This is a genomic window from Actinacidiphila glaucinigra (genome assembly GCF_035918135.1).
Taxonomy (GTDB): Bacteria; Actinomycetota; Actinomycetes; order Streptomycetales; family Streptomycetaceae; genus Actinacidiphila; species Actinacidiphila glaucinigra.
In genome coordinates, this window is record NZ_CP109144.1 from 1,102,293 (window position 1) to 1,121,219 (window position 18,927).

Below are 18,927 nucleotides of genomic sequence, written 5' to 3' on the forward strand. Positions count from 1 at the left end.
TCGCGGGTGAGGTCGGTGGACCACGCGTGCCGCCGTCCGCAGCGGCGGACCCGCGGACCGCGGCTCAGGACTCCCGTGCGGAGGTGTACGCGCCCGCCGGGTCCTGTTCCGGCGCGCGCTTGGCGGCGCCGCCCGTCGCCACGATCCGTGACGCCGACCGCGCGGTCCCGCGGCGGTGCCGGGACAGGAGGCGGGTGGCGACCAGCACGGCGGCGCCCGCGGCGACGAGCACGGGGATCGCCAGGAGCCCGGCCCGGTGGAGCAGTTCGGTGGCGGCCGCATCGGCGAAGTAGCCGAGCAGCACATTGCCGACGCCCCAGACCAGCGACGCGGCGCTGCTGTAGAGGAAGAAGCGGCGGTACGGCATGCCGGAGGCGCCCGCGACGAAGGGCAGGAAGGTGCGGACGAAACCGACGAACCGCCCGGTGAACACCGCCACCCCGCCGTGCCGGACCAGGAAGTGCTGGGCGCGTCCGGTCCGGCTGTCGGGCCGTATCCGGTGCATGCGGCTGCCCGGGTGCCGCTCGCAGTGCCGTCCCAGCGCGTAGCCGAGGCTGTCACCGAGCATGCCGCCGGTGACCACCGCGGCGGCCAGGAGAAGGGGGTTGAGGTCCCCCCGGCCGGCGATGGCCGACGCCAGGAGGATGACCGTCTCACCGGGGAGCAGCAGACCGACGAAAGCGCTGGTCTCCCCCGCCGTCACGGCGAACACGACGGCGTACGTCCACCATCCGGCCGCCTCTATCAGGCTGTCCAGGTGCATGGCCGTCAGCCCGCCTGCCGCAGCGGCGCCGCGTCGGGTGCACGTCGCGCCCGCCGCCGGTAGGGCACGAGGCGCGCGGTGAACCAGGCGAGCACCGGCACGCCCGCGGCCAGGAGGAAGCCGGCCACCGGGTCGTCGGCGGTCGCCACCGCCGCCGCCACCGAGGACACGGCGACCGCCGACACGGCGATCCGCGCCCAGGCGGCCGGGACGGTGGCGACGACGGCGAGCGCGGTCAGCAGGTACCAGCCCGCCCCGGCACCGGGCAGTGCGAAGTAGTCCGCCAGGTAGTCACGGGCGGGGGACGTCCCGCGCACCGGCACGCGGCCCATCGACGCGGAGAGCGCGAGCCCGGCCCCGCTGGACAGCAGCAGCGCCACGGCGACGCGGACGTAGACCGCGGGATGCCGGTTGGCCAGCCAGAGCAGGGTCACCGCCATCAGCGGCCAGGGGGCCACGGCGTGGATCCGGTCGAGCGCGTGTGCCGCGTCCTGCCCCAGCGCCGTCCAGCCATCTCTCGCGGATGGGGATGGGTTCACCGCGGCCTCCTGATCAGCCGGTTACGCGTCGCCACGGCGGCGCGTCGACATCGTCTTCCGATCAGGCAACCGGACGTGGCTCTCCACTTATTTCCGCCGTGACGCACCTAACAGCGCCCGCCGGCCCGGCGGTACGGTCAGTCGCGGCCGTGGCCCTCGCGGCCCGGCGCCCGCAGGCCCTTGGCCTCTGCGTTCCCCAGCAGCGCGCGCTCGGTCTGCAGCGGGGTCGGCGCGGCCGGCAAGGGGCCTGCGTGGACGGGCCTGCAGGCCTCCAGCAGGAAGGCCACCAGGCGCCGCCACGCGTGCGGGGCTGCGCCCCGGGTCACCTCGATGACGCCCGCGTTGGCCATCAGGAACAGGAGTACATCCTCCGGAACGACGTCCTCGCGCAGGACCCCGGCCTCCTGCGCCCGGCGTACGAGTTCGCCCACGGCACGGTTCTGGCGCTCGCACGAGCCCGCGGCGACCCGCGAGTTGGGGAGCCTGAGGACGAGCAGGTCGCTGATGCCGCGGTCGGCCGCCATGGCGCCGCACAGCCGCTCGACGAACGTGCTGAAACCGGTCCACGGATCCTCGCAGAGCAGCGCCTCCTCGGCGATGGCCCCGACCCGCGTCAGCTCCTCCGCGAAGGCGGCCTCGACCAGGTCCTCGCGCGACGGGAAGCGCCGGTAGAGCGTGCCCGCGCCGACACCGGCGCGCTCGGCGACCTCGTCCAACGGCGCGTCGAGACCCCGCTCCTCGAAAATCTGGCGCGCGGCGGCCACGATCCGCCGCCTGTTGCGCAGCGCGTCCGCGCGCAGTCCCCGTTCGGCGGATCGGGGACTCTCGGTCGCTGCCATGTACCCAGGCTACCAAGTGGAGACGGCACTCCGGATGGCCTCGCGCAGGGTCCGGTCGGGGCGCGGAGCCGGGCGATCGGCCCCCAGTGCATCGCAGCGGGGGCCGCGGGCCGGTCATGTGCCTACCCTCCGGCCGTACCGTCGTCGGACGAGATCGCGGGCGGGATGGGGAAGTTGCGGTCGAAGACGTTCTCCGGGTCCCACTCGGCCTTGAGCCGGCGCAGCCGCGCGAGGACCGGTCCGGGGAAGGCGTCCGTCAGGCGGGCCGGGTCGGTGTCCGTCTCGAAACTCAGGTACATGCCGCCCAAATGCGGGTACAGGCGGGCCCACTGGGCGTTCATGCGCGGGACGAAGTCCGGCGCGGTTGCGCCGAGGACGGAGAACTCCTGGGTGCGGTGCGGCCAGGCCATGGCGTCGGCGGGAACGTCGTGCACGGCGCCGCCCATCGAGCGGAACTGCATGATCAGGAGGTCGCCGGACTTCATCATGGCCTCGACGGTCTCCGCGGCCTCGCGGGTCATGTGCGCGAGGAGTCCGCTGCGCGTGTCCTCCAGTCCCTGGCCGCGGTGCGGATTCCCGGGCGGCGCCACGATCGCGTGGTAGGGGGCGAGTTGGGCCTGCTGGTCGAGGACCGGCCCGGTGCCGAGGAACGGGGTGAGGGCCTGCTGCGCCTCCTCGACGTCGTCCCCCGCGTACACCAGTGTGATCTGAGCGGTCACCGGCGCGCCGCGCCGTGCGGGGAAGAGGGACAGGAAGCTGCTGATCTCCCGCGGGGCGGCCTCGACGAGGCGCCCCCATTCCATCAGGAAGTCCGCGGTGTCGGAGGCGTCGACGACGAGCGTGGCGTAGGCGACGTCCTCGACCTCGTAGGCCTGCAGCTCGAAGGCCGTGACGATGCCGAAGTTGCCGCCCGCGCCGCGTATCGCCCAGAAGAGGCCGGGGTGGTGCTCCGCGTCGACCCGGAGTGTGCGGCCGTCGGCGACGACGATCTCGGCCGCGGTGACGTGGTCGATGGTGAGTCCGTACTTGCGGGCCAGGTAACCGATGCCCCCGGCGGTGGCGAGTCCGCCGACACCGACGTCGCCGTAGTCGCCGGAGCTCATGGCCAGTCCGTACGGCGCGAGTGCGCGCGCGACGTCCCCCCATCGTGCGCCGGGCTCGACGCGCACGCGTCCGGTGGCCCGGTCGAGGACCTCGACCGCGTTCATCCGGGAGAGGTCGATGACGACCCCGCCGTCGTTCGTCGAACGGCCGCTGATGCCGTGGCCTCCGCTGCGCACCGCGACGGCCGCCTGCTGGCCGCGGGCGTAGCCGAGGGCCGCCACGACGTCGCCGGCGTTCTCCGCGCGGACGACCAGGGCGGGCGAACCGGTGCGGGTGTAGGTGTGGCGCACGTCCTCGTAGCCGCGGTCGCCGGGCTCGACGACCTTGCCGGCCAGGGACTCCGGGACGGCGTCGTAGTCGAGCGTGCCGTGCCGCGCGGCGAGGACGGCCACCGGGCGCCGTGGTGCGGTGCTCGTCCCCGCGGCCGCCCTCTCACGGGCGACGGCCTCACGCAGGGCGGGCGCCACCTCCTCGCCGAAGGTGCGGATCACGTGCGGGTCGTCCCGGCCGATGAAGAACCCGGAGAAGCCGTCCTCCAGGACCAGGGGCAGCAGTTCCTCCACCCACTGCGCGGGCGGGCCCTGGAGGTGGCCGCGACGGACCGGGGAGAAGTCCACTCGCAGGACGTTGAGCAGGCGCCGTATCTCGCCGGGGTCGCGGCCGGCCGCGAGGGCGGCCTCGTCGATCGTCTTGTTCGCCTCGGCCATCCCCGGGGCCCGCAGGTACTCCAGCGTGGGCAGCCATCCGTCGGCCTTGCGGCCCGTCAGGCGCAGCATCCGCGGCTTGTACGCCCCGAGCCAGACACCGATGTCGTGGGCGGGACGCGGGCCGCGCTTCATCCCGGGGACGGAGTGGTACGCGCCCTGGAAGCGCAGGGGGTCAGGGGCGTCGCCGTCCCACACGCCGCGGATGACGTCGAGGGCCTCCTCCAGCGCCTCGGCGCCCTGCCCCGGCGTCAGGCGCCGGCCGCCCATGCCGTGCACGGCGTCGGGGAACGCGCCCGCGCCGAGGCCGAGTTCGAACCGCCCTCCGGACAGGAGGTCCAGGCTCGCCGCCGTGCGGGCGAGCATCGCGGGCGGGCGCAGCGGCAGGTTCGTGACGTTCGCCGAGACGCGCAGGCGGCTCGTCCGGGCCGCGACCCAGGTCATGAGCGTGTACGTGTCGAGAAAGTCCGGGTTGTAGGGGTGGTCCTGGAACGTCGCGACGTCCAGGCCCGCCGCCTCGGTGCGTTCGGCCAGCGCCACGGCCTGCGCGGGGTCGTGGGCGGTCGGGGTGATGAACGTGCCGAGCAGGAGTTCGTGACCGTGGTCGGGCATGACGTCGTCCTCTGAGTGCGCTGCCGGACAGCCCATCTGTCTGGCAAATAATATATATTGCAGCACATCTGTAGACCCGCGTATTCCACGGCTCGCGGGATCCGGGACGGGCAGGACGGAGGGGGCGGTACGCGCGCACGCCCGACCGCCGCCCGTACGGACGGCGATGGCGGCGGCGACACCAGCGGGGGCACCTTCACGGCGCCCCCGGAGGTCAGTTCGCGGAGCGGCGCCGTCCGCGGCGCGGGGTGCGGGCCGCCTCCTCGGCGATCCCGAACTCGACGACGACCTGACAGGGGTCGGCGGCCCCGTCGCGCCCGGTCACATGACGGGCGAGGGTGCACAGCATGCCGCGGAACGCCTCCCGCGACTCCTCCGGCAGGGCGCCGAGCAGGTGCTGCTCGACCAGGTCCACGCGGGCGCGCAGCTCCTCCCGGCGCTCGGCGCCGTGCTCGGTGGCGAACACGTGCCGGCTCCGGCGGTCGGCGGGGTCGGGCCGGCGCTCCACGAGGCCGGCGGCCTCCAGGTCGTCCAGGAGGTACGTCATGACCGTCCGGTCGACCCCGAGGCGTTCGGCGAGGGACTTCTGACTGCCCGCCTCACCGGTGGCCGCGGCCGCGAGCACCAAGTAGCCGCGCGGGCCCCCGGGGATGTCGCCGACAGCGGCGTCGACCGCCTTGGCGTAGGCACGGAAGACCGCACCGATGGCGAAGCCGAAGTCGTCGTCCAGTCCGGACGGCCGGGGCTCCGGGGCCTCCGCGCCGAGGCTGCGCCGTGAAGTCACGAGGACACCCTAATTCACTTCGGTTTCGCATATCGTCTGCTTTGCAGACTATCTTCTCTATACAAGATCTTGCCGGCATCCTTCTCCGTGACCCGATGCCGCCCGGCACGCCCCGCCGCCGCCCACGGACCGGGGGCGGCGGCGGGGCCGGCGGGCGCCGGCTCAGGAGCCGGAGGAAGCGTTCTTCCGCAGCGGGGCTCCCCCGGCCGCCAGGCGCATGAGCGGGGTGTCGAAGTCGACGTCGGCGGCGGTGTGTTCGGCTCGTGTGGCGTTGCCGTCGAACCGGTGCCGGTAGCCGGACCAGGCCCGGTCCGCGATCGTGTCACCCACACCGCTGGCCATCAGCGCCGCGAGCTCGACGGCCGCCCGGCCGATGCGGTCCCCCAGCGCCGACGCGCCCCAGTCCTCGGGGGCGGCGAAGACCGACGTCGGGACGGAGAGTGCGCGCAGGTAGGCGAACATGGGGCGGACCTGGTCCTCCACGACCAGCGCATGACGCGGGCTGCCGGCCGTCGCGGCGAGCAGGACGGGCTTGGCGACGACGAGGTCGCCGTCCAGGACGTCGAAGAACGACTTGAACAGGCCGCTCACGCCCGCGGTGTAGACCGGGGTCGAGGTGATCACACCGTCGGCGGCGGCCAGTTCGCCGATCGCCGCCCTCAGGCTCTCGCCGGGATGCCCGGAGACGATCGCCCGGGCGATGTCCACGGCGAGCGGGCCGAGTGCGACCGACCGGGTGGTGGCCGTGCGGCCCGACTCGCCCAGCGCGGTGACGGCCCGGTGGGCGATGCGGTCGGCCAGCAGCCTCGACGAGGAGGGGTCGCTCACGCCCGCGTCGACCACGACGAGGGTGAGCGGGCGGGCGGCGGACGCGTCGCCGTCCGGGATTGCGGTGCTCATGGCTCAGCCGGCCAGGGGTCGTCGCGCGCCGACCGACGGAGCGCCGTCCTGGTACGGCGAGGCGCCGGTGACGTTGTCCCCGCGGTTGGGGTTCGGCCGCGGCTGCCGCGGCTGCGCGTCACCGTACTTCGCCCGCACCAGGCTCGCGTGCGTGGGCGCGTCCGGCACGCCCGGGGCGCGTAGCGAGCCCATCTCCTTGCGGAGCACCGGCACCACCTCGGTCGCCAGCAGTTCCACCTGCTCCAGCACGGCCTCGAGGGGCTGGCCCATGCCGTCCACGTTCCACAACTGGCGCTGGTAGTCGCCGAAGCGCTCCCGGAAGTCCATCGTCTTGTCGATGACCTCCTGCGGACTGCCCACCGACAGAGGGGTGAGCCTGCGGTACTCGTCGAGCGAGCTCCCGCGGAACAGCGGGAAGCCCTCGAAGTACGGACGGAAGGCCGCGACCGCGTCCTGCGAGCGCCTGGCGATGTGGACCTGGCCGCCCAGGCCGACGATCGCCTGCTCCGGGGTGCCGTGGCCGTGGTGCGCGAACCGCTGCCGGTAGAAGGCGACGAGCCGTTCGAAGTGCCCGTACGGCGCGAGGACATTGTTGGCAAAGAAGCCGTTGCCGTAGTAGGCGGCCTGCTCGGCGATCTCCGGGGTGCGGATGGAGCCGTGCCACACGAAGGGCGGCACGTCGTCGAGGGGGCGCGGGGTGGAGGTGAAGCCCTGCAGGGTGGAGCGGAAGTTGCCCTCCCAGTCCACCACGTCCTCCCGCCACAGGCGGTGCAGCAGGTTGTAGTTCTCCAGGGCCAGCTCGACGCCCTTGTGGATGTCCTGCCCGAACCAGGGGTAGACCGGGGCGGTGTTGCCGCGGCCGAGTACGAGGTCGACCCGGTCCTTGGCCAGGTGCTGCAGCATCACGTACTCCTCCGCGATGCGCACCGGGTCGTTGGTCGTGATCAGCGTCACGGAGGTGCTCAGCGTGATCCGCTCGGTGAGTGCCGCGATGTGGGCCAGGATCGTGGTCGGCGAGGAGGGGATGAACGGCGGATTGTGGTGCTCGCCGATGGCGACGACGTCCAGGCCCACCTCGTCCGCGCGCCGGGCGATGCGGACGATCGCGTCGATGCGCTCCGCCTCGCTCGGGGTGCGTCCGCTGACCGGGTCCCGCGTGACGTCGCCGACTCCGAAGATGCCGAATTGCATGGTGGTTCGTCTTTCTGGTGTGCGGACGGATGGTGGGGTGGTTCAGGAGTCCGCGGTTCAGGAGTCCGCGCCGGCGGGCGCGCCCGGGCACCGCGTCGCCCCTGAGGCGAGCTCCGCCCGTACGCGCGGGGCGACTTCGGTACCGAAGAGCCGGATGTTCTCCATCAGGTGCGCGTGCGGCATCGGGCCCATCCCGTACTTGAGGTCGAACCGGGTGGCGCCGAGGACGCGCATGGTCCTGACGATCCTGCGGGCGACCGTCCCGGGCGAGCCGACATAGAGCGAGCCGTAGGCCCGTTCGTGCTCGTAGTACTCGCGGGTGATGGGAGGGAAGCCCCGCTCGCGGCGGGCCTCCAGCATGAAGCTCTCGTAGTACGGCCAGTACTCCTCGCTCGCCTGCTCGTCGGTCGCGGCGACGTGTCCCGGCGAGTGCAGGCCGATCGGCCGCGGGCCGTACCCCGCCTCCGCCGTGGAGCGGCGGAAGAGCTCGGTGAGCCGTGCGAGGCGGGCCGGGTTGCCGCCGATGGCGCCGAGCATCAGGTTGAACCCGTACCTGGCCGCCCGGACGACCGACGCGGGACTGCCGCCCACGCCGACCCACGTCGGCAGGGCGCCGGAGGCGGTGCGCGGGAACACCTGGAGTCCGGGCAGCGCGGCCCGTGTCGTGCCCGACCAGGTGACCGGGCGCTCGGCGCGCAGTGCGGCGAAGAGCTCCAGCCGCTCCTCGAAGAGCCGCTCGTAGTCGGCGAGGTCGAAGCCGAACAGCGGGAAGGACTCCTTGCTCGACCCGCGGCCGAGGATCACCTCCGCACGTCCGTGCGAGAGCGCGTCGAGCGTGGCGTACCGCTGGAACACGCGCACGGGGTCGTCGGAGCTGAGCACGGTGACGGCGGAGCCGAGCCGGATCCGCGAGGTGCGTGCCGCGACGGCGGTCAGCACCAGGTCGGGTGCCGAGAGCGGCATCTCCTCGATGTGGTGTTCCCCGAGCCCGAAGAAGTCCAGCCCGGCCCGTTCCGCCGCCACGCCCTCCTCGACCAGCGTGCGGAGGTTCTCGGGGTGATCGTGGGGACGCCCCGCGGCGTCCTTGGTGATGTCCCCGAAGCTGTCGACGCCGATGACGAAGGGGAACGACGCGTTCGCCTCCATGCCGCACCTCCAAGTATTTGACGTGTCAAGCATATGCATATCATTGACTCGTCAATCAAGTGGGAGGCTGTGTGATCCGCGCCCGGGACACGCGGATCACGGCAAGGCGTGGCGCCCTGCCGGTACCCGGGCGGGGTCACGGCACGCGGGCGGTCCACTCCGGGGAGCCGAACTTCGCGGCGGCGAGCTCCTCGGCGCGCGCGAGCTCCTCGGCCGTGACGCTCCCGTCGGTGAGGCCGTATCGGGCGCGGAAGGACTCGATCATGCGGTCGATGACCGCCTCGCGCGGCAGCCCGGTCTGGCGGCGCAGCGGGTCGACTCGCTTCCGGGCACTGCGGGTGCCCTTGTCGGACATCTTCTCCCGCCCGATGCGCAGCACCTCGAGCATCTTGTCGGCGTCGATGTCGTAGGACATCGTCACGTGGTGAAGGACCGCCCCCGCCCCGCCGTCCGGGGCGACGACCCGCTTCTGCGCGGCACCGGCGATCTTGCCGGCCTCGGTGGCGATGTCGTTCAGCGGCTGGTACCAGGCCTTGATGCCCATGTCGCCGAGGGCGTCGAGGACCCAGTCGTCGAGGTAGGCGTAGGAGTCGGCGAACGACAGCCCCGACACCAGGGACGCGGGCACCGAGAGGGAGTAGGTGATGGTGTTCCCGGGCTCCACGAACATCGCGCCGCCGCCCGAGATCCGCCGCACGACGGTCAGGCCGTGGCGCGCGGCGTTGTCGGCGTCGACCTCGTTCGCCAGGGACTGGAAACTGCCGATGACGACCGCCGGGCCGCCCCATTCCCACACCCGCAGGGTCGGCGGGCGGCGACCGGCCGCGACCTCGGCGGTGAGCACCTCGTCGAGGGCCATGTGCAGAGCCGGGGACTGCGGCGCCTCGTGGATCAGCTGCCAGTCGTAGTCGGTCCAGTCCGTGGCCTGGGCGAGGGCCCGCCGTACGGCGACGGCGATCCCCTCCGCGGTCAGGCCGTACATGACCGTTCCCTCGGGCAGGGCCGCCTCGATCCGGGCCGCGAGGCCGGCGGCGTCGGTATCGGCGGGGGCACCCTCCAGGGCGCGGTCGATGGCGGAGATCGCCTCGTCCGGCTCGAGGAAGAAGTCGCCGGCCACGCGGACGTTGCGGAACACCCCGTCGTGGTCGTCGAGGTCCACGACCACGAGCTTCCCACCGGGCACCTTGTACTCACCGTGCATGTCGGGGACAACCCTCCCGGCAGCCTCTTTAGTCCCGGCGTCGTCCCCGCCCGGTCCCGGAGACCGCGCCGGGCCCGTACGGCGTGGGCGCGGCGCGCACCGCAACGGGGCGGATGCGCCTGTACTGAGGGGCCCCGCGATGGAACACTGGATCCGCAACCAGTCGTTCAGGGGGATCCGACATGACTGCCGCCCGGCCGGGCCACGAACCCGCCACCGGTTCACCGCTCGCCGTGCAGCGCGGTGGACCGACCGTGCTGCGCATCGTTCTGGGCACGCAGCTGCGCCGGCTGCGCGAGTCCCGGCGGATCAGCCGCGAGGCGGCCGGTGAGGCGATCCGCGCGTCGCACGCGAAGATCAGCCGCCTGGAGCTGGGCCGGGTGGGCTTCAAGGAGCGCGACGTCGCCGACCTGCTCACCCTGTACGGCGTGACCGACGCCCAGGAGCGCGCCGACCTGCTGGCGCTGGCCCACCGCGCCAACACGCCCGGCTGGTGGCACCAGTACGCCGACGTCCTGCCGAGCTGGTTCGAGACGCACATCGGCCTCGAGGAGGCCGCGCACACCATCCGCACCTACGAGGTGCAGTTCGTCCCCGGCCTGCTGCAGACCGAGGGGTACGCCCGGGCCGTCACCCGGCTCGGCCACCCCCGCGCCTCCGAGCGGGAGATCAGCCGCCGCGTCGATCTGCGGATGACCCGTCAGGCGCTGCTCTCCAAGCAGGACGCGCCGCAGTTGTGGGTGGTGCTCGACGAGGCCTGCCTCCACCGGCCGCTCGGCGGCGTGGAGGTGATGCGGGGTCAGCTGGAGCACCTGATGAAGGTTGCCGCCCTCCCCAACGTGACGCTGCAGATAGCCCCCTTCGACATCGGCGGTCTGGCCGCCGCGGGCGGCCCCGTCACCATCCTGCGCTTCTCCGAGCCCGACCTGCCCGACATCGTCTACCTGGAGCAGCTGACGAGCGCGCTCTACCTGGACAAGCAGGACGACGTCGAGCACTACCTGACCGTCATGGACCGGCTCGCGGCCGAGTCTCAGCCGCCCCGCAACACCGGCCGGATCCTGACCCGGCTCGTCGACCGGTTGGGCTGAGCAGCGCCGCCGTGGGTGAACCGCGCGCGACCTTCCCTAGGATGACGGTTGCCCGGCGTCATCGCGGAGAAGGATGGATGTCATGACGGACGACGTCTCCTGGGTCGACCAGACCAAACCAAGCATCGCGCGCGTCTACGACTACCTGCTCGGCGGCAAGGACAACTACGCCGTCGACCGGGAGATCGGCGACGTGTTCAAGCAGGACCTGCCCGGCTCGGTGGCGATCGCCTTCGCCAACCGCGCGGCGCTGATCCGTGCGATCCGGGAGATCGCCACCACGACCGGTGTACGGCAGTTCGTCGACCTGGGCAGCGGTCTTCCGACCGCGGACAACGTCCACCAGGTCGCCCAGCGGCACGTACCCGGGTCCACGGTGGTGTACGTGGACAGCGACCCGATCGTGCTCGCCCACGGCAGAGCGCTGCTGGAGCAGAACGACGACACCCGGGTCATCCAGGCCGACATACGCGAACCCGAGGTCATCCGGAACCACCCGGACACGCTCGAGGTGATCGACTTCGACAAGCCCGTCGCCGTCATCCTCAGCGCGATCCTCCACCACGTGAACGACGACGAGGACCCGTCGGGCATCGTCGACTACTGGCGCGGCCAAGTGCCGTCCGGCAGCTACTTCTTCGTCAGTCACTTCCGGTCCGGCAACAACCCGGAGACCGCCGAGGCGGAGCGCATCCTCCAGCAGACCTTCGGCCGCGGCCGGTGGCGCACCGACAAGGAGATCGAGGATCTGCTGGACGGCCTGGAGATCCTGGAGCCGGGCATCGTCCCCGCGTCGCTGTGGCGCCCGGACGCGGGCGACGGCGTCTCCCGCATCGGCGACGCCGAGCGCGAACTCACCGTCTGGGAACGTCTCATCGCCGCCGGGCTGGCCCGGAAGCCGTAGCCGCGGGCTCCTCTCCCGCCGCCTGCGTCGCACACACGCGCCCCGTCAACTCCGCGACGGGCGCGCGGTGATGGCACGTACCCGCCGGGCACGGCGGCAGCCAAGAGCGGCCCGGGGCCGCCGGGGGCCACTCCGGGGCCCCGGGTCCGCTGTGTTCATCAGACACCCCGTGACACGATCCGGCGAGCTGGACTGACCCACCCGGGTTCCCGCGCAACCAAGCGCGGTGGACACATGTATGACGAGGCGTCCGGGGCGCCGGGATCGAGCGCGCCGTCAGCGGCTGTCACCGCGCCAGTCCCAGTGAACGACGTCCTCTGCGCGAGGGGCGTACCGGGCGCGGCCGCCCGGGCCGAACCGGCCGACGTCGGTGCGCAGCTCGGCGCCCGCCGAGTGCTGCGAATCGGTCCAGCCGGTCACGTCGAGCAGCAGCCCGTCCAGCGGGCCGCCGACCAGCTCCCGGTAGAGGTGCCCGGGCCGGGGGCCGGGATCCGGGTCGTCGACGTCGGCACCGTAGACCCTGGGTCGCATCAGCTCGTCCATGGCCTCCACGGTGTCACCCGGCACCGACAATCCCCCGGGGCACGGCCCGCGCCGGCCCGGAGGGAGCCGGACCGGCGCGGGAGGCAGGCGGGTGCCGCTCGCCGGCGTCCGCGTGGGGACCGGACCGCTGCGCGGCCTCCACGGCGCCAGGCGGCGTACTCCCGCCACCGGTCACCCGCGTGAGGTGCAACCGCCGGGCGGACGCGGTCCTTCCCGTCGCGGGCGGCGGGGCGGCCGAGGGCGGGTGTCACCGACGGTTTCCTCGTCGTGACGCAGGACGTTTGTACCGATTGAAGGATTTCGTTTATACCTGGATAAAGAGCCCATAAGGCTTAAAGCCGTGCCCCGCTCTCCGCGCATCTCGAGGAGTACCGGATGTCCCACGGAGCACACTCCGCTCCCGCCGTCCCGCACCCTGACCCGGCCTCGGCGCGCGACTGCCCGTTCTGCCTCGGGTGGGGCACCCGGATCACGGCGCGGGGGCACCAGTTGTGCCCCGCGTGCCAGCACCCGGTGCCACCGCCCGTACCGGATGCCGAGGGCCCGGTTCCGGCGGATCTCCGGCGGTGCGGGCCTCCGGCCACCTGAGCACGCGATCCGCCGGACCGCGCATGCGCCACCGGACCTGCGCGCCTCCGCCTCCCGCGCCGCCCGCGGCACGATGCGGCCAGGGGCACCGAGGGCCGAACCGCCCACTCTTACAGGGCAGTTCCGCGGCTTCCCGGGCCCCTCGACCCCCCTCTCCGAATAAGATCCACTTCAGTCGGGTCAGCAGGCAGGCGGCAGCGGAGGACCGGGTACACGCACATGGCCGAACACATCGCCAATCCTCCTCCGGGCCGTGCCGCCGCGCTCGCCGTACGATGCCGTGACGTCGTCGAATCCGAGTGGTTCGGCGTCACCGTCTTCGCCCTCGTCCTCGCCAACGCGGCCGTCCTCGGCGTCGAGACGTACGACGGGATCACCGCGCGCTGGCACGGCTCCCTGAAGCTGGTGGAGCACTGCTTCCTCGCGGTCTTCACCGCCGAGGTCGTCTTACGGGCCTGCGCCCACGCCGACCGTCCCAGGGATTTCCTCCGCGACCCGTGGAACCTCTTCGACCTGGCCGTGGTGACGCTGGCGTACCTGCCCTTCGCACGCGAGAACGCCACGGTGCTGCGGCTGCTGCGGCTGGCCCGGGTCGTGCGTGCCGCCCGCTTCCTGCCGCAGCTGCGCATCATCATCGTGGCCGTCGGCAAGAGCCTGCCGGGCACGCTCAGCTTCCTGCTGGTCGGCACCATGCTGCTGTACGTCTACGCCATGACCGGCTGGGTCTTCTTCGCCGACGCCGATCCCGAGCACTACGGGTCCATCGGGCGGGCCGCACTGTCGCTCTTCCTGCTGATCACCCTGGACGGCATCGGCGACGCCGTCCACGGCGGCCTGCAGATCTCGCGATGGAGCCTGCTCTACTACGCCTCCTATGTGCTGATCGGCTCGTTCGTGCTGGTCAATCTGCTCATCGGCGTGGTCATCAGCTCGCTGGAGGAGGCCAGGCAGCTGGAGCACGAGCGCGAGCGCGAGGAACCGCGCCGAACCGCCGACGGAGACGGAGAGGCACCCTGCGACCTGCGGGAACGCATCGCCACCGCCCGGCGGGCCCTGGACGAACTGGAGGAGGGGCTGGCTCTCGTCGGCGCGCGGGGCGCGGGCTCGGAAGCCGTCGCCGCGGCGGCCGTTCCTCCCCCTGAGCCCGCCTCGTCCGGCGCGCGCCCGACCGGGTCACCGGCACCGACCTGAGTCCCCGCGTCGCGCGCTACGCGCCCGCGGAGCGACGTGGGCGCCGCACCGGCCCGTCGGGGTCAGAGCGTCAGGACGCGGCCGAACGTCCCCACGGCGATCAGAAGCGTGACAGCGAAGATCGCCACCAGGGCCACGACCTCCCAGGCCTTCGGGACCTCGGGGGGCTCGGCGTACGAGATCCCCGCGGTGGTGCTCTCCTCGCAGGCCGGCGTGGGAGTGGGCGCCACCCGGGCGCGGTGCGGGCGCAGGGCGGGCGCCGGCTGCGCCGCGGTGCCGCTCGCAACGAAGCCCGGGCCGATCGTGGGACCGATCGACGGCCGGGGACGGATCAGTGTGTCGGACATGCTCACCACTCCGGACGTTCCTCTGGCGGACACGGGATCGCTCCGCACGGCGTCACGTCGGGCGGCGTCAGCCGGCGCGCTCCGGAACCGCGTTTCGGTCCGCGGAGATCTCCGCTGCCCACTGCCCGGGCAATTCATCTTATATCCGCACGAAGAGTTCCACTCTCAGTGGGCTCACCGCCCCGCCGGCGCGCGTGAGCACCTCGTCACCCCTTGTGGCCGACGGCACTCGCCCTTCTCGCGGAACCCCACGATCCCTTCGGGATGGGAGAGGATGAGGGGAGGGCTCACGAAGGCAACGCCGAGGGAGAGCACTGAAGATGACCGACGCACTGGTGCTCGGCGGCGGCGGTGTCGCCGGGATCGCCTGGATCACCGGACTGCTGGCCGGGCTCGCGGACGCCGGGCAGGACGTGACGGATGCCGAGGTGCTGGTCGGGACGTCGGCGGGGGCGACGGTCGCGGCCCAACTGGGCAGCGGGCTGCCGCTGGACGAGCTCTACGCCCGGCAGACCGAGCCGGAGCTGCAGTCGGCCGAGATCATGGCCGACGTGGATCTGGCGAACTTCGGCGCGGGCATCGCCGAGGTGCTGCAGGGCGTCGCCTCCGTCCCCGACATGCGGCGCGCGGTCGGCCGGTACGCCCTCGGCGCCGAGACCGTGCCGGAGGCGGAACGGCGGCGGGTGATCGAGTCCCGACTCCCCTCCCACGACTGGCCCGCGTCCCGGACGGTGCGCATCGTCGCCGTGGACGCGGAGACCGGGCAACCGCGCGTCTTCGACGGCTCGTCCGGGGTGGCCCTCGTGGACGCCGTCGCCGCGAGTTGCGCCGTGCCGGGCATCTGGCCGCCGGTGACGATCGACGGTCGCCGCTTCGTGGACGGCGGGGTGCGGTCCGCAGCGAACGCCGACTACGCCGGGGGCGCGTCGCGCGTGCTGGCGATCGTGCCGATGGGGGCCACGGAGCTCTTCCCCAGCGAACACCCCCTGGAGCTCGCCGTGGCGGAACTGCGGGCCGCCGGCGCCGAAGTCGCCGTCATCGGACCGGACGACGCGTCAGCGGCGGCGATCGGCACGAACCCCCTCGACCCCGCCACCCGCCGCCCCGCCGCCGAGGCCGGCCGGGCTCAGGGCCGTGAGCTGCGGCTGCGGTGGAGCCGGGGGTGACCGCGCGACGGACCGCGCGGAGGCGTCACCCGCGCCGCGGGCCCGAACCCGACGACTGCTTCAGCTCCGCGTGACGCACCCGGCCCTCGTCCCGCACCGCCCGCTCACGGCCGCACCCCCGCCAGCCGGAGCACCGCGTCCAGGCCGCGGTGCGCGCCGGGGGCGGCACCGGCGGGCAGGACGTACGAGCGCAGTCCGGCGCCGGCCGCGCCGCCGTCCTTGGCGGGGTGGTCACCGACCATCAGCGTCTCGGCCGGGTCGACGCCCAGCGCTCCGCAGGCGTGCCCGAACAGGACGGGGTCGGGCTTCTCGGTGTCGTACGCGTAGGAGTGCACCCAGGCGGAGAAGTGGTGGTCGAGCCCGTGGTGGGCGAAGGTCGGCCGCAGGTCCCAGCCGACGTTGCTGACGACACCCAGGGCGATGCCCGCGTCCCGCAGGGCCTCCAGCGTGGCCCCGGCGTCGGCGTACGGCACCCAGTGGCCGGGGGCTTGCAGTTGGTCGTAGAGCGCGTCGGCGTACGGCGCGAGTTCGGGGACGGAGGCGTACCACGTCGTGAAGGCGTGACGGTGCGCCTTGGAGGAGACGTCCCGCCCCGGTTGCGCGCGCACCACCTCGGGGTCCGCGAGCCCCGCCTCCAGCCCGTCGAGCAGCCGCTCCATCTCCGCTCCGTCCACGGGCCGTCCGAGCGCGGCGCGGATGCGGTCCGCGTACGAGGCGATCTGGAACAGGGTGCCGGAGAAGTCGAAGAGCACGGCGCGCACGGGCAGCGGCCCGCGGGCGGCAGCCGTGGCACGCAGGGGACCTTCGGGACCGCAGACCGGAGCGAGTGTCATTCGATCTTCCTACCGCACGCTCCGGGCGCCCCGCCAGGGTCGCCCGGACGGCAGGGGCGGCAGGGGCGGCGCGCTGTCATCCGGTCTTGCGGGACAGGACGCGGGCGAAGCGCCGGCGGCACCACCGGACGCCCCGGGCTGCCGTGTTGCCTTGCCCACGGCGTCAGCCTGCGGCGGCCCCGAAACGGGCGACGTAGTGCCACACCTTCTTGAGCGCCTGCCCGTCGTGCCGCCCGGTGGCGGCCGCCAGGCCGATCGCGCGCGGGTCGAGCACTCCGTCGACCGCGATCCCGACGCCCAGGTCCACGTACTCCTGGCCCCGGTACGCGGGCCTGAGGCGCAACTCCTCCACGGTGAGCCGGAAGCCGCCGTGCCACTCCAGGGGGCACGGCAGCCGCCGGGCGGCGGCCTCCACGGCCGTGCCCCGGTAACAGGGGTCCAAGACGAGCGCCTCGACGTCGCCGTCCGGGCGCACCGGTCCGTGGACCTGCGCCTCGATGTGGTCGTCGAGGGCGTCCTTGGAGTCGGCCAGGGCGAGCGCGACCAGCCCCATGCGCTCCCCGACGCCGAAGTCCGAGGGGTCGAAGTAGCTGTCGGGGTAGCAGAACGTCGTCCGCGCCGAGGTCCGGGCGGTCAGGCGGAAGTGGGCGGACCCGAAGCGCGGTGCGGCGCCGACCGTCCTGCGGCGGAAGTTCAGCGCTCCGTACACGGGTCGTTCGGCGGCCGGCACGGCATCGTACGCACCGTTGAAGATGCGGCTCTCCCACCGCCACCGGTCGCCGCCCGGGCGGGCGGTCAGGCCGCCGTTGCTCGTCCCCGTGGCGAACTGCGACAGGTAGACCCCGCCCTTGGCCAGGGCCTCCAGCACCGTCTCGCCCCGCGCCACCCTGTCCGGGTGGAAGTTCAGCGTCACACGCGGCGCAGGATCGACCGGAGGTCCCGACGACAGCCCCGCCACATGTCGCAGGGCCCGCTCCCGCGGAGTCAGGCCGTCGGTGTCGGACGTCATCCCCGCAGTGTCGCGCGGGCAACGGGGAATTCGCACGTGCATATCCCCGGCCACAGGAATGATGTCACCATGCCAAGATCATCCCTGGGCGCATTCGCCCTCGTCCTCGCCGTGACGGCTTCGGTCGGTGCCTGCGGATCGGGTGACGCCGACCGGGCGCGCGACCTCGCCCGTGAGGCGTGCGCGAACTACGAGATGTTCCTCTCCTCCGACTTCGGCACTCCGGACGACCGGGCGACGGCCCACAGAAGGGTCGTACCCGCTCTCGAGGACAGCGCACGCCAGGCCGCCCAGGCCGCCCGCCTCGACTCGGACTGGCAGGAACTCGCCCTGGGGCTGTCCCGGGTGGCGGAGCAGACCTCGGCGAGCCTCGAACTCGCCGACCTGCAGGCGGGTACCACGCAGTCCGACGGCCCGGACGACGCAGACGAACTCCAGGCCCGCGTCCTGAACCTCGGCGGCGAGATCGACGCCCATGACCCCGAGGCGCAGTGCCTCAAGACACAGGACTCCTGACGGGACCCGCTGCGCGGCCCGATGGCGGCGTACCCGCGCCACCGGGCGGCGTCGCGTCCGCGTCCGGGGGTCAGACCGCCGCCGTCAGCTCCTCGTACTGCCGGTCGGTGAGCCGGATGCCCGCGGCGGCGATGTTGTGCTCCAGGTGGGCGACCTTCGACGTGCCCGGGATGGGCAGCATGACCGGTGAACGCCGCAGCAGCCAGGCGAGGGCGAGCTGGGACGGCTGGGCGCCGTGCGCCTCGGCGATGCGGTCCAGGGGGCCGCCCTCCCGGGCCAGTCCGCCCGTGGCGAGCGGGAACCAGGGGATGAAGGCCATGCCGTTCCGCTCGGCGTGGGCGAGGACGTCCTCGGACGCGCGGTCGGCGAGGTTGTAGCGGTTCTGGACGGAGACGATGGTCGCGGTCCTCGAGGCCTCCTCGATCTGGGCCGTGGTCACCTCGCTGAGCCCGATGTGCCGGATCTTGCCCTCCTGCTGCATGGCGGCGAGTTCGCCGACCTGGTCCGCGATGGGCACCTCGGGGTCGACACGGTGCAGCTGGAGCAGGTCGATGCGCTCGACGCCCAGGTGGCGCAGGCTCAGCTCGACCTGCTGCCTCAGGTAGGCGGGCCGCCCGACCGCGACCCACTCACCGGGTCCCGGGCGTGCGAAGCCGGCCTTCGTGGCGATCACCAGGTCCTGCGGATACGGGTGGAGGGCCTTGCGCATGAGCAGCTCGGCGGTGAAGGGGCCGTAGGCGTCCGCGGTGTCGATGAAGGTGACGCCGAGGGTGACCGCGCGCCGCAGGACCCGTACGGCCTCTTCGGGGTCCGGGGGATCGCCCCAGACCCCCTCCCCCGTGAGCTGCATCGTCCCGTACCCCAGCCGGCGGACGGGCAGGTCACCGCCTAGCTCGAAGGTGCCTGAGTCGCGGGCGTCGGCCTCCGCGCTCATGGATGTCATGGGGGTCTCCTCG

The 18,927-nt window shown here is 73.0% G+C and carries 19 protein-coding genes; 5 read left to right on the forward strand and 14 right to left on the reverse strand.

Features of this window, described 5'->3' with window-relative positions; translation table 11 throughout:
* Positions 1–64 precede the first annotated feature (64 nt).
* The 9 genes from OIE69_RS04780 to OIE69_RS04820 form a co-directional block, all read right to left on the reverse strand.
* Positions 65–763 (reverse strand): DedA family protein, encoded by a 699-nt coding sequence (locus tag OIE69_RS04780; RefSeq protein ID WP_326570669.1) that lies wholly within the window; start codon positions 761–763, stop codon positions 65–67.
* Between the two features lie 5 nt (positions 764–768).
* Positions 769–1,302, reverse strand: coding sequence for a hypothetical protein (locus OIE69_RS04785; protein ID WP_326570670.1), 534 nt, complete (start codon positions 1,300–1,302; stop codon positions 769–771).
* 137 nt (positions 1,303–1,439) lie between these two features.
* Complete coding sequence (locus OIE69_RS04790) at positions 1,440–2,141, reverse strand: TetR/AcrR family transcriptional regulator (RefSeq protein ID WP_326570671.1); 702 nt, start codon at positions 2,139–2,141, stop codon at positions 1,440–1,442.
* A 122-nt stretch (positions 2,142–2,263) separates the two neighbouring features.
* Positions 2,264–4,561 carry an LLM class flavin-dependent oxidoreductase gene (locus tag OIE69_RS04795; RefSeq protein ID WP_326570672.1) on the reverse strand — a complete coding sequence of 766 codons (2,298 nt, stop codon included), beginning with the start codon at positions 4,559–4,561 and terminating at the stop codon, positions 2,264–2,266.
* A gap of 214 nt (positions 4,562–4,775) precedes the next feature.
* Complete coding sequence (locus OIE69_RS04800; RefSeq protein WP_326570673.1) at positions 4,776–5,345, reverse strand: MarR family winged helix-turn-helix transcriptional regulator; 570 nt, start codon at positions 5,343–5,345, stop codon at positions 4,776–4,778.
* 162 nt (positions 5,346–5,507) lie between these two features.
* Positions 5,508–6,245, reverse strand: coding sequence for a CE1759 family FMN reductase (locus OIE69_RS04805; protein WP_326570674.1), 738 nt, complete (start codon positions 6,243–6,245; stop codon positions 5,508–5,510).
* Positions 6,246–6,248: 3 nt separating this feature from the next.
* Positions 6,249–7,436 (reverse strand): CE1758 family FMN-dependent luciferase-like monooxygenase, encoded by a 1,188-nt coding sequence (locus OIE69_RS04810; RefSeq protein ID WP_326570675.1) that lies wholly within the window; start codon positions 7,434–7,436, stop codon positions 6,249–6,251.
* Between the two features lie 57 nt (positions 7,437–7,493).
* Positions 7,494–8,582: an LLM class flavin-dependent oxidoreductase gene (locus tag OIE69_RS04815; RefSeq protein WP_326570676.1), complete on the reverse strand. Its 1,089-nt coding sequence runs from the start codon at positions 8,580–8,582 to the stop codon at positions 7,494–7,496.
* A gap of 136 nt (positions 8,583–8,718) precedes the next feature.
* Positions 8,719–9,783 (reverse strand): lipoate--protein ligase family protein, encoded by a 1,065-nt coding sequence (locus OIE69_RS04820; protein WP_326570677.1) that lies wholly within the window; start codon positions 9,781–9,783, stop codon positions 8,719–8,721.
* A 182-nt stretch (positions 9,784–9,965) separates the two neighbouring features.
* Between OIE69_RS04820 and OIE69_RS04825 the strand changes: the two genes are divergently transcribed.
* A complete protein-coding gene (locus OIE69_RS04825) occupies positions 9,966–10,874 on the forward strand; it encodes a helix-turn-helix domain-containing protein (RefSeq protein WP_326570678.1) in 909 nt (302 codons plus the stop codon).
* 82 nt (positions 10,875–10,956) lie between these two features.
* On the forward strand, positions 10,957–11,778 hold the full coding sequence (locus tag OIE69_RS04830; RefSeq protein WP_326570679.1) for an SAM-dependent methyltransferase: 822 nt from the start codon (positions 10,957–10,959) through the stop codon (positions 11,776–11,778).
* Positions 11,779–12,054: 276 nt separating this feature from the next.
* Here OIE69_RS04830 and OIE69_RS04835 read toward each other — a convergent pair whose 3' ends face one another.
* Positions 12,055–12,321, reverse strand: coding sequence for a hypothetical protein (locus OIE69_RS04835; protein ID WP_326580980.1), 267 nt, complete (start codon positions 12,319–12,321; stop codon positions 12,055–12,057).
* 807 nt (positions 12,322–13,128) lie between these two features.
* On the opposite strand from OIE69_RS04835, the gene OIE69_RS04840 reads away from it, so the two are divergent.
* Positions 13,129–14,100, forward strand: a complete 972-nt coding sequence (locus OIE69_RS04840; protein ID WP_326570680.1) for an ion transporter — start codon at positions 13,129–13,131, stop codon at positions 14,098–14,100.
* Between the two features lie 62 nt (positions 14,101–14,162).
* Here OIE69_RS04840 and OIE69_RS04845 read toward each other — a convergent pair whose 3' ends face one another.
* Positions 14,163–14,447 carry a DUF6480 family protein gene (locus OIE69_RS04845; RefSeq protein WP_326570681.1) on the reverse strand — a complete coding sequence of 95 codons (285 nt, stop codon included), beginning with the start codon at positions 14,445–14,447 and terminating at the stop codon, positions 14,163–14,165.
* Positions 14,448–14,767: 320 nt separating this feature from the next.
* Here OIE69_RS04845 and OIE69_RS04850 point away from each other — a divergent pair, with 320 nt between their 5' ends.
* Positions 14,768–15,613: a patatin-like phospholipase family protein gene (locus OIE69_RS04850; protein ID WP_326570682.1), complete on the forward strand. Its 846-nt coding sequence runs from the start codon at positions 14,768–14,770 to the stop codon at positions 15,611–15,613.
* A 104-nt stretch (positions 15,614–15,717) separates the two neighbouring features.
* Here the strand turns inward: OIE69_RS04850 and OIE69_RS04855 are convergent, their stop codons facing one another.
* Together OIE69_RS04855 and OIE69_RS04860 are read right to left on the reverse strand one after the other, a co-directional pair.
* Positions 15,718–16,446 (reverse strand): HAD family hydrolase, encoded by a 729-nt coding sequence (locus OIE69_RS04855; protein WP_326570683.1) that lies wholly within the window; start codon positions 16,444–16,446, stop codon positions 15,718–15,720.
* A 163-nt stretch (positions 16,447–16,609) separates the two neighbouring features.
* Positions 16,610–17,455, reverse strand: coding sequence for a DUF3626 domain-containing protein (locus OIE69_RS04860; protein ID WP_326570684.1), 846 nt, complete (start codon positions 17,453–17,455; stop codon positions 16,610–16,612).
* 69 nt (positions 17,456–17,524) lie between these two features.
* Here OIE69_RS04860 and OIE69_RS04865 point away from each other — a divergent pair, with 69 nt between their 5' ends.
* Positions 17,525–17,971, forward strand: coding sequence for a hypothetical protein (locus OIE69_RS04865; RefSeq protein ID WP_326570685.1), 447 nt, complete (start codon positions 17,525–17,527; stop codon positions 17,969–17,971).
* A 70-nt stretch (positions 17,972–18,041) separates the two neighbouring features.
* Here OIE69_RS04865 and OIE69_RS04870 read toward each other — a convergent pair whose 3' ends face one another.
* Positions 18,042–18,914, reverse strand: coding sequence for an aldo/keto reductase (locus OIE69_RS04870; RefSeq protein ID WP_326570686.1), 873 nt, complete (start codon positions 18,912–18,914; stop codon positions 18,042–18,044).
* Between the last annotated feature and the right edge of the window lie 13 nt (positions 18,915–18,927).

What these genes read in the sequence shown, in the direction of transcription:
- OIE69_RS04780 (WP_326570669.1), bottom strand. Translation starts at nt 763, where the DNA reads ATGCACCTGGACAGCCTGATAGAGGCGGCCGGATGGTGGACGTACGCC.
- OIE69_RS04790 (WP_326570671.1), bottom strand. Translation starts at nt 2,141, where the DNA reads ATGGCAGCGACCGAGAGTCCCCGATCCGCCGAACGGGGACTGCGCGCG.
- OIE69_RS04795 (WP_326570672.1), bottom strand. Translation starts at nt 4,561, where the DNA reads ATGCCCGACCACGGTCACGAACTCCTGCTCGGCACGTTCATCACCCCG.
- OIE69_RS04805 (WP_326570674.1), bottom strand. Translation starts at nt 6,245, where the DNA reads ATGAGCACCGCAATCCCGGACGGCGACGCGTCCGCCGCCCGCCCGCTC.
- OIE69_RS04810 (WP_326570675.1), bottom strand. Translation starts at nt 7,436, where the DNA reads ATGCAATTCGGCATCTTCGGAGTCGGCGACGTCACGCGGGACCCGGTC.
- OIE69_RS04815 (WP_326570676.1), bottom strand. Translation starts at nt 8,582, where the DNA reads ATGGAGGCGAACGCGTCGTTCCCCTTCGTCATCGGCGTCGACAGCTTC.
- OIE69_RS04820 (WP_326570677.1), bottom strand. Translation starts at nt 9,783, where the DNA reads ATGCACGGTGAGTACAAGGTGCCCGGTGGGAAGCTCGTGGTCGTGGAC.
- OIE69_RS04825 (WP_326570678.1), top strand. Translation starts at nt 9,966, where the DNA reads ATGACTGCCGCCCGGCCGGGCCACGAACCCGCCACCGGTTCACCGCTC.
- OIE69_RS04830 (WP_326570679.1), top strand. Translation starts at nt 10,957, where the DNA reads ATGACGGACGACGTCTCCTGGGTCGACCAGACCAAACCAAGCATCGCG.
- OIE69_RS04835 (WP_326580980.1), bottom strand. Translation starts at nt 12,321, where the DNA reads ATGGACGAGCTGATGCGACCCAGGGTCTACGGTGCCGACGTCGACGAC.
- OIE69_RS04840 (WP_326570680.1), top strand. Translation starts at nt 13,129, where the DNA reads ATGGCCGAACACATCGCCAATCCTCCTCCGGGCCGTGCCGCCGCGCTC.
- OIE69_RS04845 (WP_326570681.1), bottom strand. Translation starts at nt 14,447, where the DNA reads ATGTCCGACACACTGATCCGTCCCCGGCCGTCGATCGGTCCCACGATC.
- OIE69_RS04850 (WP_326570682.1), top strand. Translation starts at nt 14,768, where the DNA reads ATGACCGACGCACTGGTGCTCGGCGGCGGCGGTGTCGCCGGGATCGCC.
- OIE69_RS04855 (WP_326570683.1), bottom strand. Translation starts at nt 16,446, where the DNA reads ATGACACTCGCTCCGGTCTGCGGTCCCGAAGGTCCCCTGCGTGCCACG.
- OIE69_RS04860 (WP_326570684.1), bottom strand. Translation starts at nt 17,455, where the DNA reads ATGACGTCCGACACCGACGGCCTGACTCCGCGGGAGCGGGCCCTGCGA.
- OIE69_RS04865 (WP_326570685.1), top strand. Translation starts at nt 17,525, where the DNA reads ATGCCAAGATCATCCCTGGGCGCATTCGCCCTCGTCCTCGCCGTGACG.
- OIE69_RS04870 (WP_326570686.1), bottom strand. Translation starts at nt 18,914, where the DNA reads ATGACATCCATGAGCGCGGAGGCCGACGCCCGCGACTCAGGCACCTTC.